Raw genomic sequence first — 15,987 nt, forward strand, 5'->3', positions numbered from 1 at the left:
GGCAATCGACGGGTAGGGGTATACTCCCGCCCGAATTAGGTAAACGTATCAATAACAACTAAATGCCGGGATCTGACCCCGCTTGACCCTGATGGACCATAAAAACATGACATCGTCGCGCCAATCAGTCGTCAACCAGACCGTCTCTTCGCGCTTTTCGCTCCGGGTCGTGGTGCTCGCTGCCGTGATTCTCGGCGTGCTGATCCCGGCCTCCATCATCACGGTGCTGGGCTTCGGCCTGCAGCGCGACAACATGGTGGCGCAGCTGGAGACCGACCAGCGCCGCCTGCTGGATATCGTGGCGTTGGGCATGCAGGAGCCGCTGTGGAACCTCAGCCGCCAGGCCGGCAGCCCGCTGATCGCGTCGGTGATGGAGGATGATCGGGTCATTTCGGTGCGAGTGACCGATACCCAGTCCAACACGGTCTTTCTCTATGCGCTGCGCAGCGAACGCCGCCTCGGCAGCGTGTCCTTCGTGCAGAAGCCGGTCATCTACCGCGGCGAGGAGATCGGCCAGGTCACCATCGAATTCGATACCGAACACCTGGCCATCGCCCAGGGCAACCAGCTCAAGAACCTGCTGATGATCCTGTTCGCCCAGCTGGGGCTGTCCATCCTGCTGATCGTCGGCATTCTGCATTCCCGCTTCCTGAAACCGATGCGGACGCTGACCGAGCAGGCGACCCATCTGGCCGAGCTGCATCTGGATACCCCCTTCGTCTGGGAGCGCAAGGACGAGATCGGGCGGCTGGGGCGCCATCTCGAGTGGACCCGCGCCGAACTCAAGCGCCTGATCGACGAGTTGCGCGCCAAGACCCTGGCGCTGGAGTCGGACATCGCCCGGCGCCGCGAGGTCGAGGATGCCCTGCGCCGTTCCGAGAACAAGTACCGCGAGCTGTTCTGGTCCAACCTCGACGGCATCGTGATCAGCTCGCTCGACGGCCAGGTGATCGACGCCAACCCGGCCTTCCTCAACCTGATGTGCTACAGCCTCGACCAGCTCAAGCTGCAGAATTTCTGGTCGCTGATCGCGCCCGAGAGCGAAGGGCTGGAACGCTTCAACCTCGATAACAAGGTGCTGCGCTTCGGCTACTGCGACGAGTTCGAGGCCAGCTACATCAACCGTTTCGGTAACGTCGTCCCGGTCAGCGTGAAGACCGTGGCGATGCGTGATTCCTTCGGTCGCATCAACGCCGTGTGGCGCATGGTGCGCGACATCTCCGAGAAGCGCGTGGCGGAAGAGCGCATGCAACTGGCGGCCAAGGTGTTCGAGAACACCGTCGAAGGCATCATGATCACTGACGCCGACAAGCGCATCCGCAGCGTCAACAAGGCGTTCAGCCAGATCACCGGCTTCAGTCAGCAGGAAGTGCTGGGGCAGAAGCCGGACATGCTGTCATCCGGCCGTCACGACGAAACGTTCTACGAGGCGATGTGGAGCGCCATCACCGAGCACGGCTCCTGGCAGGGCGAACTGTGGAATCGCCGCAAGAACGGCGAAGTCTATCCGGAGTGGCTGGCGATCAATGCCGTCCGCAATGCGGTGGGTGAAGTCACCCATTACGTGGCTGTCTTCAGCGATCTGTCGGAGCGCAAGGCGGCCGACGAACGCATCCAGTTCCTGGCGCATTTCGATGTGCTGACAGGCTTGCCGAACCGCGCGCATATCCAGGACCGCGTCGAACTGGCGATCCAGAACGCCACACGCGACAACGAACGGCTGGCGCTCTTGCTGCTCGACCTCGACCGCTTCAAGACCATCAACGAGTCGCTCGGCCACTCCGCCGGCGACGCCTTGCTGCAGGTGCTGGCCGAGCGCATCCGCTCGACGCTGTTGACCGGCGAGGTGGTGGCGCGCCAGGGGGGCGACGAGTTCATCGTGCTGCTGCCGCTGATCGCCGATCCGGGCAGCGCGGCATTGGCGGCCGAGCGTATCCGCGAGGTGCTGGAGCCGCCGGTGGAGCTGTTCAACCATTCGATCTCGATCACCCCGTCGATCGGCATCAGCGTGTTCCCGGACGACGGCCGCGACTTCGAGACCCTGGTGCGCAACGCCGACGCCGCCATGTACCACGCCAAGTCAGCCGGACGCAACAGCTACAAGTTCTATACCGCCGATCTGAACGCGCGGGCGCGCGAAATCCTCGAGATCGAGAGCCAGCTGCGCTACGCGCTGGAGCGCGACGAGTTCGTGCTGCACTACCAGCCGCAGGTCAACCTCAAAACCGGGCAGATCATCGGCGCCGAAGCGCTGATCCGCTGGCAGCACCCCGATCTGGGCTTGCTGGGGCCGGTACGCTTCATCGAAGTGGCCGAGGAGCGCGGCTTCATCGTGCAGATCGGCAACTGGGTGATCCAGGAGGCGTGTCGTCAGCTGGCGCTATGGCGCCGCCAGGGCCTGCCGCGCATTTCGCTGGCCGTGAACCTGTCGACGCTGCAGTTCAAGCAGCAGGATCTGGCGGTGAACTTGCATCAGGCGCTGTCGGCGCATGGCCTGTCGGGCGGCGACCTGGACGTCGAGGTGACCGAGAGCGTGATCATGGACGATGTCGAAACGACCATCCTCACCATCGACCGCATCAAGAGCATGGGTCTGCAGCTGTCGATCGACGACTTCGGCACCGGCTATTCCAGTCTGTCCTACCTCAAGCGTTTCAAGGCGGACAAGCTGAAGATCGACCGCTCCTTCGTGCGTGATATTCCGATGGATGCGGACGATTCCGCCATCGCCCGCGCCATCATCAACATGGCCAAGAACCTGAACATGACGGTGATCGCGGAAGGGGTGGAAACCATCGAACAGTGGAAATTCCTCGACCGTGAGGGCTGTCACGCGGCCCAGGGCTATCTGCTGGCGAAGCCGGTCCCGGCCAAGGAGTTCGAGAAACTGCTGGAGAAGGGCGTGCTGCTGCCGGAGATGTTGGCATCCAGCGTCTGACCGGCGCCGCCGTGGCGCCGACAAAAAGCGTGGCCGACGCATTGTGCTTCGGCCACGCTTTTTTGCTTGCCGGCCCGAGAGGCGCTATTGCTGCCCCGTAGGGCGTCCCCATCGGGACCGCTCCGCTGGATACAAAAAACCCGCACAGCCAATGGGTGCGGGTTTCGTGTGTTGCAGTCGGGCTTGTCGGTTATTATTCCGGACGCATCTGCGGGAACAGGATGACGTCGCGGATCGACGGGGCGTCGGTCAGCAGCATCACCAGGCGGTCGATGCCGATGCCGCAGCCGCCGGTCGGCGGCAGGCCGAATTCCAGTGCGCGGATGTAGTCGGCGTCGTAGTGCATCGCCTCGTCGTCACCGGCGTCCTTCTGCTGCACCTGGGCCAGGAAGCGGGCAGCCTGGTCTTCCGGGTCGTTCAACTCGGAATAGCCGTTGGCCAGTTCGCGGCCGACCACGAACAGCTCGAAGCGTTCGGTGATGCCGGCATGCTTGTCCGAACCGCGCGCCAGCGGCGACACTTCCACCGGGTAGTCGACGATGAAGGTCGGGTTCCACAGCTGGCTCTCGGCGCACTCCTCGAACAGCGACAGTTGCAGGCCGCCGATGCCGTCGGTCAGGACCGGCTTGCCGCCCAGGCGGGCGATCTCGTCCTTCAGCCAGGCGCGGTCGTGGAGCTGCTCGTCGGTGTAGTGCGGGTTGTACTTCTTGATGGCGCCGACGATGGTCAGGCGCTCGAACTTCGACAGGTCGACGGTCTTGCCCTGGTACTGGATGTGCAGCGTGCCGAGCAGTTCCTTGGCCAGCTTCTGGATCACGCCCTCGGTCATTTCCATCATGCGCTGGTAGTCCGAGTACGCCTCGTAGAACTCCATCATGGTGAACTCGGGGTTGTGCCGCGTGCTCATCCCTTCGTTGCGGAAGTTGCGGTTGATTTCGAACACGCGCTCCAGGCCGCCGACGACCAGGCGCTTCAGGTACAGCTCCGGCGCGATGCGCAGGTAGAGCGGCATGTCGAGCGCGTTGTGGTGCGTGACGAACGGCTTGGCCGTGGCGCCACCCGGAATCGGGTGCATCATCGGCGTTTCGACTTCCAGGTAGCCCTCGTTCACCATGTAGGAACGGATACCCTGCACGATCTGCGAGCGCTTGGTGAACACGTCGCGCGACTGCTCGTTCATGATCAGATCGAGGTAGCGCTGACGGTATTTCTGTTCCTGGTCGGTCAGACCGTGGAATTTCTCCGGCAACGGGCGGATGCTCTTCGACAGCAGGCGCACCTCGGTGGCCTGGACGGTCAGCTCGCCGGTCTTGGTCTTGAACAGCGTGCCGCGGGCGGCGACGATGTCGCCCATGTCCCAGTGCTTGAACTGATCGTGCCGCTCGACACCGGTCTTGTCGTTGGAGACATAGATCTGGATGCGGCCGCTGCCATCCTGCAGCGTGGCGAAGCTGGCCTTGCCCATGACGCGCTTGAGCATCATGCGGCCGACTACGGCTACCTCGATTTGTTCCGCTTCCAGTGGCTCGCGCTCTTTCTCGCCATGCGCGTTGTGCAGCTGGCGTGCCATGTGGCTGCGGCGGAAATCGTTGGGGAAGGCGACACCCTGTTCACGGATGGCTTTCAGCTTGGTGCGCCGTTCCGCCATGATCTGGTTTTCGTCGAGGGCGGGGGCGGCTTGTTCGTGTTCTGACATGATCACTCCAATGACTATTCTTTGTCGGGGGCGGAGGGTGCGGTTCCGCCCCGTGTGCAGGGCCAGGCTCAGACGCCCTGCTTGAGACTTTCCTCGATGAAGCCGTCGAGGTCGCCGTCCATCACGGACTTGATGTTGCCGACCTCGTAGCTGGTGCGCAGATCCTTGATGCGCGACTGGTCGAAGACGTAAGAGCGGATCTGGTGGCCCCAGCCCACGTCGGTCTTGGTGTCTTCCAGCGCCTGCTTGGCTTCGTTGCGCTTTTTCATTTCCAGCTCGTAGAGCTTGGCGCGCAGCATCTGCATCGCTTCGTCGCGGTTGCGGTGCTGCGAGCGGTCGTTCTGGCACTGCACCACGATGCCGGTCGGATTGTGCGTGATGCGCACCGCCGAGTCGGTCTTGTTGATGTGCTGGCCGCCGGCGCCGGAAGCGCGGTAGGTGTCCACACGCAGGTCGGCCGGGTTGATCTCGATCTCGAACGAATCATCCACTTCCGGATAGACGAACACCGACGAGAACGAGGTGTGGCGGCGGGCGTTGGAGTCGAACGGCGAGACGCGCACCAGGCGGTGCACGCCGGTCTCGGTGCGCAGCAGGCCGAAGGCATATTCGCCGCTGATCTTCAGGGTGGCGCTGGTGATGCCGGCCACTTCGCCCTCGGATTCTTCCAGGATTTCGACCTTGAAGCCTTTGCGCTCGGCGTAGCGGGTATACATGCGCAGCAGCATGCCGGCCCAGTCCTGTGCCTCGGTGCCGCCGGCGCCGGCCTGGATGTCCAGGAAGCAGTTGTTCGGGTCCATCGGGTCGTGGAACATGCGGCGGAATTCGAGCTGGGCCAGCTTGGCCTCGGCTTGGGCCAGGTCGTCCTGCACCGCCAGGATGGTGTCGGCGTCGTCTTCTTCGCGCGCCATGTCGAACAGGTCGCGGCTGTCGTTGACGGTGTTGCTGATACCGTCGATGACCAGCACCACGTCTTCCAGTTGCTTGCGTTCACGGCCCAGATCCTGGGCGCGCTTGGGGTCGTTCCAGATTTCCGGGTCTTCGGTCAGGCGGACGACTTCTTCCAGACGGTCACATTTGCCGTCGTAGTCAAAGATACCCCCGAATGGCGCTGGTGCGGGCGGCCAGATCGGCAATCTTGGCATCGATCTGGTTCAGGACTTCCACTTCGATCATCTCAACAACTCCCAATTGCTATACGTAAAAACAGAAAATGCCGGCCCGATCTAAAGACAAAAAGCGCACCTCGCGGTGCGCTTTTGCATGAACCGGCTGAATACTGCTTAGAGCAGGTGGGCCACGCCCGCGCGCTCTTCTTCCAGTTCGGCCAGGGTCAGGTTCATGCGTTCGCGGCTGAACTCGTCGATCTCAAGGCCTTGAACAATCGTGTATTTGCCATTTTCGCACACAACCGGGAAGCCGTACATGACGCCTTCCGGAATGCCGTAGGAACCGTCGGACGGAATGCCCATGGTCACCCACTTGCCGTTGGTGCCCAGCACCCAGTCGCGGATGTGGTCGATGGCGGCGTTGGCGGCGGAGGCAGCCGACGACAGGCCGCGCGCTTCGATGATGGCGGCGCCGCGCTTGCCCACGGTCGGCAGGAACACGTCGCGGTTCCAGGCTTCGTCGTTGATCTTGGCCTTGAGCGATTCGCCGTTCACGGTGGCGAAGCGGTAGTCGGCATACATGGTCGGGGAGTGGTTGCCCCAGACCAGCATGTGTTCGATGTCGGCCACGGCGGTGCCGGTCTTGGCGGCGAGCTGCGACAGGGCACGGTTGTGGTCAAGGCGCAACATGGCGGTGAAGTTTTTCGGATCGAGATCCGGAGCGCTCTTCATGGCGATGTAGGCGTTGGTGTTGGCCGGGTTGCCCACCACCAGCACCTTCACGTTGCGGTCGGCGTGGTCGTTCAGCGCCTTGCCCTGAACGGTGAAGATGGCGCCGTTGGCTTCCAGCAGGTCCTTGCGCTCCATGCCTTTGCTGCGCGGGCGGGCGCCAACCAGCAGGGCGATCTGAGCGTCCTTGAAAGCCACGTTCGGGTCGTCGGTGGCGATCATGCCGGCCAGCAGCGGGAAGGCGCAGTCTTCCAGTTCCATCATCACGCCTTTCACGGCGTTCTGGGCTTGCGGCAGGTCCAGGAGTTGCAGGATGACGGGCTGGTCTTTGCCCAGCATTTCACCGCTGGCAATGCGGAACAGCAGGCTGTAGCCAATCTGGCCGGCCGCACCGGTCACGGCAACGCGTACAGGGGCTTTCATTGGGGGGCTCTCCTTTATTCGACGTGTGATGAGATGAATGTTGCTGCGCACTAATGGCTGTTCCAAGTCTACCACGAGGTCCGGCGCTTGTGACCGTGGATTCCCCATCACTTTTTCTGATATGATCCATAAGGACTTATGTCTTATATAAGACTTCTCTTTACGCTTGATTTGTTTGATGATAAAAAGTACACAACATGAATCGAAACCAGCTCCGGCGCCGGCCGTTGTACGAGCAAATCAAGTCGCTGCTGATGCAGCGTATCAACGACGGGGAGTGGCAGGTCGACGAGGCGCTGCCGAGTGAATGGGATCTGGCCGAGGAGTTGTCGGTCAGTCAGGGAACCATCCGCCGCGCGCTGACCGAGCTGGTGCAGGAAGAGGTGCTGTACCGCCAGCAGGGCAGGGGGACCTTCGTCGCCGAGTCCGTCAGCGATTGGGGCGCGGCCTTGCTGGGGGATCCGAGCTCGGTTGGAACCGGCGGGTCGGTTCCGCAGGTCGAGTTGTTGAGCTGTTCGCGCGCCAACGCGTCGGTGGAGATGGCCGAGGCACTGGGGTTGCGGCGCGGCGAGCCGCTGTGGCGGCTCCGGCAGCTGTGGCGCTACCAGGGCCAGCCGATCGCGGTCGACGATGCCTATCTGTCCTGCGAGAAGTTCGAAGGTCTGGATGCGCGGTGGTTGCGGCAGTTCGGCGGCGGGGTGTATGCCACGTTGCAGCGTCGCTACGGCGTCCGGGTCGTGGTCAAGTCCGAGCAGTTTCGCGCCGAGGTGCTGCCCCGAGAGGAAGCTTCGCTGCTGGGGCAGGTCACGGGTCTCGAAGTCCCGTCGTTATCGGTGTTGCGTCTGTCGGTGTCGATGACCGGGGAGCCGGTCGAGTGGCGGCAACGCTACTGTCTGACGCAGCAATTTGCCTATGTCATTGCGCCGTGAGGTGCCAGTTGTCGGACGCTGTCTACAGTAACGGCGAAGCGCTGGCAGGCTTAGCCAAAAAGCGACGTGATTTTGCAAAAACCGGCCAAGCCGGGAAGGGTTTTTGATAAAATTCCGGGTTCATGTTGCACCTGCAGCACGTGGATGAATGTGATGCGAGAGGGTGCGGCATGGGAGTCGAATCGACGATCGTGCGCTTTACAAAACAAAATGCGATCGTCACTGGGCGGCTTCAGTCATGAAGCCACGGTATAACCACTTGGTTAAAAAAAGCATCCAAGGAAGCCATATGCAGAAGCAACGACCAAAGCACTTGGATCTGGCCAAGATCAGGCTGCCCATCCCGGGTATCGTCTCGATCTTGCACCGGATCAGCGGTGTGGCGCTGTTCTTTTCTCTCCCGCTCTTGATCTATCTCCTCCACGGAACCCTCAGCTCGGCTGAAGCGTTCGCTGCCTACCGGGCCGTGGTCTCCCACCCCCTGATGAAACTGGTTCTGATTGGTCTGCTGTGGGCCTTCCTGCACCACTTCTGCGCTGGCATCCGTTTCCTGTTTCTTGATGTTCACAAGGGCCTCGAGCTGGAAACCGCTCGCGCAACGGCCAAGTCCGTCATCGTGATCAGCCTTGCCCTGACTGTCGTTCTGGGGGTCGTACTATGGTAAACCGTATCGTTGTCGGCGCTCATTACGGCCTGCGCGACTGGATCCTGCAGCGTGTCACCGCCGTGATCATGGCGGTCTACACCGTCGCTTTGGTGCTGTTCCTGCTGGCCATGCCGTCCAGCTACGAAGGTTGGAAAGCTTTCTTCGGCCAGACCTGGGTACAGGTGTTGACCCAGACCACTTTGCTGGCAGTGTTCATGCACGCCTGGGTCGGCATTCGCGACCTGTGGATGGACTACGTCAAGCCGGTCGGCGTTCGACTCACCCTGCATGTGTTGACGCTGGTATGGCTGGTGGCCTGTGTTATTTACTCGATTAAAGTGGTATGGGGGCTGTAATGGGCGTACCTGTTCGTCGGTTTGATGCCGTAATTGTTGGCGGCGGTGGCGCGGGTCTGCGTGCGGCCCTGCAATTGTCTGAGTCCGGCCTGAAAACGGCCGTGCTGTCCAAAGTCTTCCCGACCCGTTCGCACACGGTCGCAGCGCAGGGCGGCATCTCCGCTTCGCTCGGCAACGTGCAGGAAGACCGTTGGGAATGGCATATGTACGACACCGTCAAGGGGTCGGACTGGCTGGGTGACCAGGATGCCATCGAATTCATGTGCCGCAAGGCGCCCGAGGCCGTGATCGAGCTCGAGCACTTCGGTATGCCGTTCGACCGTCTGGAAAACGGCAAGATCTATCAGCGCCCGTTCGGTGGCCACACCCAGAACAACGGCCAGACCCCGGTGCAGCGTGCCTGTGCCGCGGCCGACCGTACCGGCCACGCCATGCTGCACACGCTGTATCAGCGCAACGTGCGTGCCAACACCCAGTTCTTCGTCGAGTGGATGGCGCTGGACCTGATCCGCGACGCCGACGGCGACGTGGTCGGCGTGACCGCGCTGGAAATGGAAACCGGCGAGGTGTTCATCCTGCATGCCAAGGCGGTATTGTTCGCTACCGGCGGTGCCGGCCGTATCTACGCTTCCTCGACCAATGCCTTCATCAACACCGGCGACGGCCTGGGCATGTGCGTCCGCGCCGGCATTCCGCTGGAAGACATGGAATTCTGGCAGTTCCACCCGACCGGCGTGGCCGGTGCCGGCGTGCTGATCACCGAGGGCGTGCGCGGTGAGGGTGGTATCTTGCTGAACGCCAATGGCGAACGCTTCATGGAGCGTTACGCGCCGAACCTGAAGGATTTGGCCCCGCGCGACTTCGTCTCCCGTTCGATGGAGCAGGAAGTGCTGGAAGGCCGTGGCTGCGGTCCGAACAAGGACTACGTGCTGCTCAAGCTGGATCACCTCGGTCCGGACATCATCAAGCAGCGCCTGCCGGGCATCCGCGAAATCGCCATCAAGTTCGCCGGTGTCGATCCGATCAAGGAGCCGATCCCGGTGATCCCGACCTGCCACTACATGATGGGTGGTATTCCGACCAACTACCGTGGCGAAGTGGTGATCCCGCAGGGCGACAATCCGGAATCCCGCGTCAATGGCTTCTTCGCCGCCGGCGAATGCGCCTGCGCCTCGGTGCACGGTGCCAACCGTCTGGGCACCAACTCGCTGCTCGACCTAGTGGTGTTCGGCAAATCGGCCGGCGACAGCATGGTCGAGTACATCAAGAACGAGATGCCGACCTGGAAGGACCTGCCGGCCGACGCCGCTGACCGCTCGCTGGCCCGCATCGCCCGCCTGGACAACCAGAAGAACGGCGAAGACGTGGCCGATGTGCGTACCGCCATGCAGCGTACCGTGCAGGCCCGTGCCGCCGTGTTCCGCAATTCGGATAACCTGGCGCTGGGCGTCAAGGAAATCCAGCAAGTGGCCGAGCGCGTCAAGCACACCCAGATCAAGGACAAGTCCAAGGTCTTCAACACCGCCCGCGTCGAGGCGCTGGAACTGGACAACCTGATCGAGATCGCCGTTGCCACGATGATTTCTGCCGAGGCACGCAAGGAATCCCGTGGCGCCCACGCCCACGCCGACTTCCCGAACCGTGACGACGACGTGTGGATGAAGCACACGCTGTTCTATGGTGAAGATCGCCGCCTGATCTACAAGCCGGTGCACACCAAGCCGTTGTCGGTGGATTACATCCCGCCGAAAGAGCGTACCTTCTAAGGGCGAACGGAGATCAACATGAAGAAAATGCGTTTTTCCATTTACCGCTACGATCCGGACAAGGACGCCAAGCCGTACATGCAGGATTGCGAGGTCGAGATCGGCCCCAACGACGTGAAACTGCTGGACGTCATGGTGAAGCTGAAGATCCAGGACGACACGCTGTCGTTCCGCCGTTCCTGCCGCGAAGGCATCTGCGGCTCCGACGCGATGAACATCAACGGCAAGAACGGTCTGGCCTGCATCACCAACATCGCCGACCTGCAAGAGCCGGTGACGCTGCGCCCGCTGCCGGGCCTGCCGGTGATCCGCGACCTGATCGTGGACATGACCCAGTTCTTCAAGCAGTACCATTCGATCAAGCCGTACGTGATCAACGACAGCCCGCGTCCGGAGCGCGAGCGTCTGCAGTCGCCGGAGGATCGCAAGGAGCTGGACGGCCTGTACGAGTGTATCCTGTGCGCGTGCTGCTCGACCTCGTGTCCGTCGTTCTGGTGGAACCCGGACAAGTTCGTCGGTCCGGCCGGCCTGCTGGCCGCCTACCGCTTCATCGCGGACACCCGTGACGAAGCGACCAACGAACGGCTGGACAACCTGGAAGATCCGTACCGTCTGTTCCGTTGCCATACGATCATGAACTGCGTCGACGTCTGTCCGAAGGGTCTCAACCCGACCAAGGCGATCGGCAAGATCAAGGATCTGATGGTTAGGCGTGCGGTATGACCGACTTTGATCCGGTCGAACTGAAACGGATCCGCTGGCATTCCCGCCGGGGGCTGTTGGAGCTGGATCTGGTGCTGGAGCGTTTCCTCGCCCAGCGCTTCGATTCGCTCTCCCCGGCGGAGATGTCCGCCTACAAGAATCTCCTCGAATTGCCGGATAATGATTTCCTGGACCTCGTCAACGGCAAGATGGACCTCGACGATCCGGAAATCATGCATATCGTGGAAATCCTGCGGGCGATCTGACGCCGGGCCTGCAAGGCAGAACGATTACAACGACCATAAACCAGACTGGGAGAATTGCTGTGGAAAGCAACCGTAAAGTGACGCTCACTTACAACGAGGGCCAAGACGCTCTGGAAATGCCGGTGCTGAAGGGCACGCTGGGTCCGGACGTGGTGGACATCCGCTCTTTCGCCAAGACCGGCATGTTCACTTTTGACCCGGGTTTTCTGGCGACCGCCAGCTGCGAATCCAAGATCACCTTCATCGACGGTGACCTGGGCCAACTGTACTACCGCGGCTACCCGATCGAACAACTGGCAGAGAAGAGCGACTATCTGGAAGTCTGCTATCTGCTGTTGAACGGCGAGCTGCCGACCGCCGAGCAGAAGGCCGAATTCGATCGCAAGGTGCTGCGCCATAACATGCTGCACGACCAGATCCTGACGGTGTTCAAGGGCTTCCGCCGCGATGCGCACCCGATGGCCGTGATGGTCGGTGTAGTCGGCGCCTTGTCGGCGTTCTATCACGATTCGCTGGACATCAACGACGCACATCACCGCGAAGTGTCGGCGCATCGCCTGATCGCCAAGATCCCGAACATCGCTGCCCAGGCCTTCCGCTACAACAAGGGCCTGCCGTTCAGCTATCCGAAGAATGGCCTGTCCTACGCCGAGAACTTCCTGCACATGATGTTCTCGACCCCGTGCGAAGAGTACAAGGTGAACCCGGTGACCGCCCGTGCGCTGGACCGCATCTTCACCCTGCACGCCGACCACGAGCAGAACGCCTCGACCTCGACCGTGCGTCTGGCCGGTTCGTCGGGTGCCAACCCGTTCGCGTGTATCGCCGCCGGTATCGCCTGCCTGTGGGGCCCGTCCCATGGCGGCGCCAACGAAGCCGTGCTGAAGATGCTGGACGAAATCGGCAGCGTGGACAACGTGGCCGACTTCATGCAGGGCGTGAAGGACAAGCGTTACAAGCTGATGGGCTTCGGCCACCGCGTGTACAAGAACATGGACCCGCGCGCCAAGATCATGAAGCAGACCTGCGACGAAGTGCTGAACGAGCTGGGCCTGCACAACGATCCGAAGTTCAAGCTGGCCATGGAACTGGAAAAGATCGCGCTGTCCGATCCGTACTTCATCGAGCGCAAGCTGTACCCGAACGTGGACTTCTACTCCGGCATCGTGCTGTCGGCCATCGGCATCCCGGTGTCGATGTTCACCCCGATCTTCGCGTTGGCCCGTACCGTGGGCTGGATCAGCCACTGGAACGAGATGATCTCCGATCCGCAGCAGAAGATCGGCCGTCCGCGCCAGCTGTACACCGGGGCAGAGCGTCGCGATTACGTCGCAGTCGATCAGCGCTGAGCAGTAGCTAGTTGATGGGTTGGCCGAAGCATTCTTCGGCCAACCTCTTACATTAAGCGAATTGAAAGCCAAAATCCGGATAATCGCAGTGACACGAGCCTTGCGGCAATGGCAGTCGACAGCGGCATTCCCGCCTGTCATTTCCCCAGTGCTTTTGTAACGTCAGCGGCACCGGGCGTTGCAGGTCTCACCGGGCAACACAGCAACACAGACAAATAAAGGGTCGAACAATGATGCAATCCATGTACAGTCATTCCTACCTGTTCGGTGGGAATGCACCGTTCATCGAGGAGCTGTACGAGCAGTACCTCGCGGATCCGAACGGGGTATCGAGCGAGTGGCGTAACTATTTCGACAAGCTGGCGCAGGCGCCGGGCGCCGCCGAGCGCGACGTGCCGCACCAGCCTATCCAGGAATCCTTCATCCAGCTGGCCAAGAAGCCGGCGATCGGTCAGCGCAGCAGCGCCGCCACCGACTGGGAGTCGATGCAGAAGCAGGTGGCCGTGCTCAAGCTGATCTCGGCCTACCGTGTGCTCGGTTCGCGCCAGGCCAACCTTGATCCGCTCAAGCGCATGGATCAGGCCACGGTACGCGAGCTCGATCCGGCCACCCACGGCCTGACCGACGCCGACATGGCGGTGCAGTTCAACGCCGGTTCGCTGGTCGGCCCCAAGAAGCTGGCGCTGTCCGAAATCCTGGCCCGCCTGAAGCAGACCTACTGCGGCAACATCGGCCTCGAGTACATGCACATCACCACCTCGACGGAGAAGCACTGGGTACAGCAGCGCTTCGAGGGGGATCTGTCGACGCCGCGTTACGGCGTCGATAAGAAAAAGCGCATCTTCAAGCAGATCACCGCTGCCGAGACGCTGGAGCGCTATCTGCACACCCGCTACGTCGGTCAGAAGCGCTTCTCGCTGGAAGGCGGCGAGAGCACCATCGCCGCGCTCGATCACCTGATCCAGAACGCCACCAGCCAGGGGGTGCAGGAGCTGATCATCGGCATGGCCCACCGCGGCCGTCTGAACGTGCTGGTCAACACGCTGGGCAAGCTGCCGCGCGACCTGTTCGCCGAGTTCGAAGGCAAGGCCATGACCCAGCTCGCCTCCGGTGACGTGAAGTACCACATGGGCTTCTCTTCCGACATCCCGACCCCCGATGGTCCGATGCACGTGTCGCTGGCGTTCAACCCGTCTCACCTGGAAATCGTCAACCCGGTGGTGGAAGGTTCGGTGCGCGCGCGCCAGGAGCGCCGCAAGGATACCGAGCGCAACCAGGTGGTGCCGGTGCTGATCCACGGTGACTCGGCCTTTGCCGGTCTCGGCGTCAACCAGGGTACCTTCAACCTGTCGCAGACCCGCGGCTACGGTACCGGCGGCACCATCCACATCATCATCAACAACCAGGTCGGCTTCACCACTTCCGACACCCGCGACATGCGCTCCACGCTGTACTGTACCGACGTGGCGAAGATGGTCGAAGCGCCGATCTTCCACGTCAACGGCGACGATCCGGAAGCCGTGTGCTACGTGATGCAGGCTGCGCTCGATTACCGCATGACCTTCCACAAGGACGTGGTCATCGATCTGGTGTGCTACCGCAAACTGGGCCACAACGAGGGCGACGACCCGTTCCTGACCCAGCCGATGATGTACAAGAAGATCGCCAAGCACGCCGGCGTGCGCGCCATGTACGCCGAGCGCCTGGTGGCCGAGGGCGTGCTGTCGGCGGACGAGGCGGACGGCTTCATCCGCGCCTACCGCGACGCGTTGGACAAGGGCGAGCACGTCGAGCAGACCGTGCTGACCAACTACCGCCGCGAGCACGCGCTGGACTGGACGCCGTTCCTGGGCACCCACTGGGCCCACCCGACCGACACCTCGCTGCCGCTGGCCGACATCCAGCGCCTGACCGAGAAGTTCACCACCGTGCCGGCCGATTTCAAGCTGCATCCGACGGTGCAAAAAGTCCTGGCCGCCCGCCAGGCCATGGCCGCCGGCGAGCAGCCGGTCGACTGGGGCATGGCCGAGACGGTGGCCTACGCGTCCCTGGTGACCAACGGCTTCGGCGTGCGTATCTCCGGTGAAGACTCCGGCCGCGGTACCTTCTCGCATCGCCATGCCGTGGTGCATGACCAGAACCGCGAGCGCTGGGACCAGGGCAGCTACGTGCCGCTGCGCAATATGTCCGACAACCAGGCCGACTTCCTGGTGATCGACTCGATCCTGAACGAAGAAGCGGTGATGGCCTACGAATACGGCTATTCCTGCACCGCTCCGGACCAGCTGGTGATCTGGGAAGCCCAGTTCGGCGACTTCGCCAACGGCGCCCAGGTGGCCATCGACCAGTTCATCACCTCCGGCGAAACCAAGTGGGGCCGCCTGTCGGGCCTGACCACCATCCTGCCGCACGGCTACGACGGCCAGGGTCCGGAGCACTCCTCCGCCCGCCTCGAGCGCTGGCTGCAGCTGTGCGCCGAGCACAACATCCAGATCGTGATGCCGTCCGAAGCCAGCCAGATGTTCCACGTGCTGCGTCGCCAGGTGCTGCGTCCGTACCGCAAGCCGCTGGTGATCTTCCTGTCCAAGCGCCTGCTGCGCTACAAGGACGCGATGAGCCCGGTCGAGGCCCTGACCCAGGGTTCGTTCCGCCCGGTGATCGGCGATGCCGGCATCCAGGATCCGAAGAAGGTGAAGCGCGTGCTGCTGTGCGCCGGCCAGGTGTACTACGACCTGGTCAACGCCCGCAAGGAGCGCGAGCTGGAGCAGGACATCGCCATCGTGCGCATCGAGCAGCTCTACCCGTTCCCGACCGAACAGGTTGCCGCCGAACTGGCCAAGTTCCCTGCGCTGAAGGAGGTGATGTGGGTACAGGAAGAGCCGCGCAACCAAGGCGCCTGGTACCAGATCCGTCATCGTCTCGAGGGCCTGTTGGGCGCCAAGCAGACGCTGTCGTTCGCCGGCCGTCCGTCGTCCGCCTCGCCGGCCGTCGGCTACATGAGCAAACACGTTGCCCAGCTCAAGGACTTCCTTGACGAAGCAATGACCCTGAATAAATAACACACCCTGACAGTGCACA

Annotated in this window: 12 protein-coding genes; 9 read left to right on the forward strand and 3 right to left on the reverse strand. The window is 62.2% G+C overall.

Features of this window, described 5'->3' with window-relative positions; translation table 11 throughout:
• Positions 1-106: 106 nt before the first annotated feature.
• Complete coding sequence (locus tag PSEMAI1_RS0104415; RefSeq protein WP_024301700.1) at positions 107-2,938, forward strand: EAL domain-containing protein; 2,832 nt, start codon at positions 107-109, stop codon at positions 2,936-2,938.
• Positions 2,939-3,131: 193 nt separating this feature from the next.
• Here the strand turns inward: PSEMAI1_RS0104415 and lysS are convergent, their stop codons facing one another.
• From lysS to PSEMAI1_RS0104430, 3 genes are all read right to left on the reverse strand, one after another.
• Complete coding sequence (gene lysS, locus PSEMAI1_RS0104420; protein WP_024301701.1) at positions 3,132-4,634, reverse strand: lysine--tRNA ligase; 1,503 nt, start codon at positions 4,632-4,634, stop codon at positions 3,132-3,134.
• Between the two features lie 68 nt (positions 4,635-4,702).
• A protein-coding gene (gene prfB / locus PSEMAI1_RS0104425) for a peptide chain release factor 2 (protein WP_156943084.1) occupies positions 4,703-5,810 on the reverse strand; the annotation gives its coding sequence in 2 pieces (ribosomal slippage) (positions 4,703-5,725 and positions 5,727-5,810; 1,107 coding nt in all).
• Between the two features lie 107 nt (positions 5,811-5,917).
• The gene (locus tag PSEMAI1_RS0104430) at positions 5,918-6,895 is read right to left on the reverse strand and encodes a malate dehydrogenase (RefSeq protein ID WP_024301702.1); all 978 of its coding nucleotides are present in this window, start codon (positions 6,893-6,895) and stop codon (positions 5,918-5,920) included.
• Between the two features lie 197 nt (positions 6,896-7,092).
• Between PSEMAI1_RS0104430 and PSEMAI1_RS0104435 the strand changes: the two genes are divergently transcribed.
• The 8 genes from PSEMAI1_RS0104435 (at position 7,093) to PSEMAI1_RS0104470 (ending at position 15,968) form a co-directional block, all read left to right on the forward strand.
• On the forward strand, positions 7,093-7,824 hold the full coding sequence (locus PSEMAI1_RS0104435) for a GntR family transcriptional regulator (RefSeq protein ID WP_024301703.1): 732 nt from the start codon (positions 7,093-7,095) through the stop codon (positions 7,822-7,824).
• 289 nt (positions 7,825-8,113) lie between these two features.
• Positions 8,114-8,488, forward strand: coding sequence for a succinate dehydrogenase, cytochrome b556 subunit (gene sdhC / locus PSEMAI1_RS0104440; protein ID WP_024301704.1), 375 nt, complete (start codon positions 8,114-8,116; stop codon positions 8,486-8,488).
• On the forward strand, positions 8,482-8,826 hold the full coding sequence (gene sdhD, locus PSEMAI1_RS0104445; protein ID WP_024301705.1) for a succinate dehydrogenase, hydrophobic membrane anchor protein: 345 nt from the start codon (positions 8,482-8,484) through the stop codon (positions 8,824-8,826). The genes sdhC and sdhD overlap by 7 nt, the downstream gene beginning before the upstream one ends.
• Positions 8,826-10,592: a succinate dehydrogenase flavoprotein subunit gene (gene sdhA, locus PSEMAI1_RS0104450; RefSeq protein ID WP_024301706.1), complete on the forward strand. Its 1,767-nt coding sequence runs from the start codon at positions 8,826-8,828 to the stop codon at positions 10,590-10,592. The genes sdhD and sdhA overlap by 1 nt, the downstream gene beginning before the upstream one ends.
• Positions 10,593-10,610: 18 nt before the next feature.
• Entirely contained in the window at positions 10,611-11,315 is a 705-nt protein-coding gene (locus PSEMAI1_RS0104455) for a succinate dehydrogenase iron-sulfur subunit (protein WP_029770497.1), read from the forward strand.
• Positions 11,312-11,560 carry a succinate dehydrogenase assembly factor 2 gene (locus PSEMAI1_RS0104460; RefSeq protein WP_024301708.1) on the forward strand — a complete coding sequence of 83 codons (249 nt, stop codon included), beginning with the start codon at positions 11,312-11,314 and terminating at the stop codon, positions 11,558-11,560. Before PSEMAI1_RS0104455 ends, PSEMAI1_RS0104460 begins: the two co-directional genes overlap by 4 nt.
• Positions 11,561-11,619: 59 nt before the next feature.
• Positions 11,620-12,909, forward strand: coding sequence for a citrate synthase (gene gltA, locus PSEMAI1_RS0104465; protein WP_024301709.1), 1,290 nt, complete (start codon positions 11,620-11,622; stop codon positions 12,907-12,909).
• A 230-nt stretch (positions 12,910-13,139) separates the two neighbouring features.
• Positions 13,140-15,968, forward strand: coding sequence for a 2-oxoglutarate dehydrogenase E1 component (locus PSEMAI1_RS0104470; RefSeq protein ID WP_024301710.1), 2,829 nt, complete (start codon positions 13,140-13,142; stop codon positions 15,966-15,968).
• Positions 15,969-15,987: the final 19 nt, after the last annotated feature.

Source organism: Pseudogulbenkiania sp. MAI-1 (assembly GCF_000527175.1).
In the GTDB taxonomy this organism is placed as follows: Bacteria; Pseudomonadota; Gammaproteobacteria; order Burkholderiales; family Chromobacteriaceae; genus Pseudogulbenkiania.

What these genes read in the sequence shown, in the direction of transcription:
- PSEMAI1_RS0104415 (WP_024301700.1), top strand. Translation starts at nt 107, where the DNA reads ATGACATCGTCGCGCCAATCAGTCGTCAACCAGACCGTCTCTTCGCGC.
- lysS (WP_024301701.1), bottom strand. Translation starts at nt 4,634, where the DNA reads ATGTCAGAACACGAACAAGCCGCCCCCGCCCTCGACGAAAACCAGATC.
- PSEMAI1_RS0104430 (WP_024301702.1), bottom strand. Translation starts at nt 6,895, where the DNA reads ATGAAAGCCCCTGTACGCGTTGCCGTGACCGGTGCGGCCGGCCAGATT.
- PSEMAI1_RS0104435 (WP_024301703.1), top strand. Translation starts at nt 7,093, where the DNA reads ATGAATCGAAACCAGCTCCGGCGCCGGCCGTTGTACGAGCAAATCAAG.
- sdhC (WP_024301704.1), top strand. Translation starts at nt 8,114, where the DNA reads ATGCAGAAGCAACGACCAAAGCACTTGGATCTGGCCAAGATCAGGCTG.
- sdhD (WP_024301705.1), top strand. Translation starts at nt 8,482, where the DNA reads ATGGTAAACCGTATCGTTGTCGGCGCTCATTACGGCCTGCGCGACTGG.
- sdhA (WP_024301706.1), top strand. Translation starts at nt 8,826, where the DNA reads ATGGGCGTACCTGTTCGTCGGTTTGATGCCGTAATTGTTGGCGGCGGT.
- PSEMAI1_RS0104455 (WP_029770497.1), top strand. Translation starts at nt 10,611, where the DNA reads ATGAAGAAAATGCGTTTTTCCATTTACCGCTACGATCCGGACAAGGAC.
- PSEMAI1_RS0104460 (WP_024301708.1), top strand. Translation starts at nt 11,312, where the DNA reads ATGACCGACTTTGATCCGGTCGAACTGAAACGGATCCGCTGGCATTCC.
- PSEMAI1_RS0104470 (WP_024301710.1), top strand. Translation starts at nt 13,140, where the DNA reads ATGATGCAATCCATGTACAGTCATTCCTACCTGTTCGGTGGGAATGCA.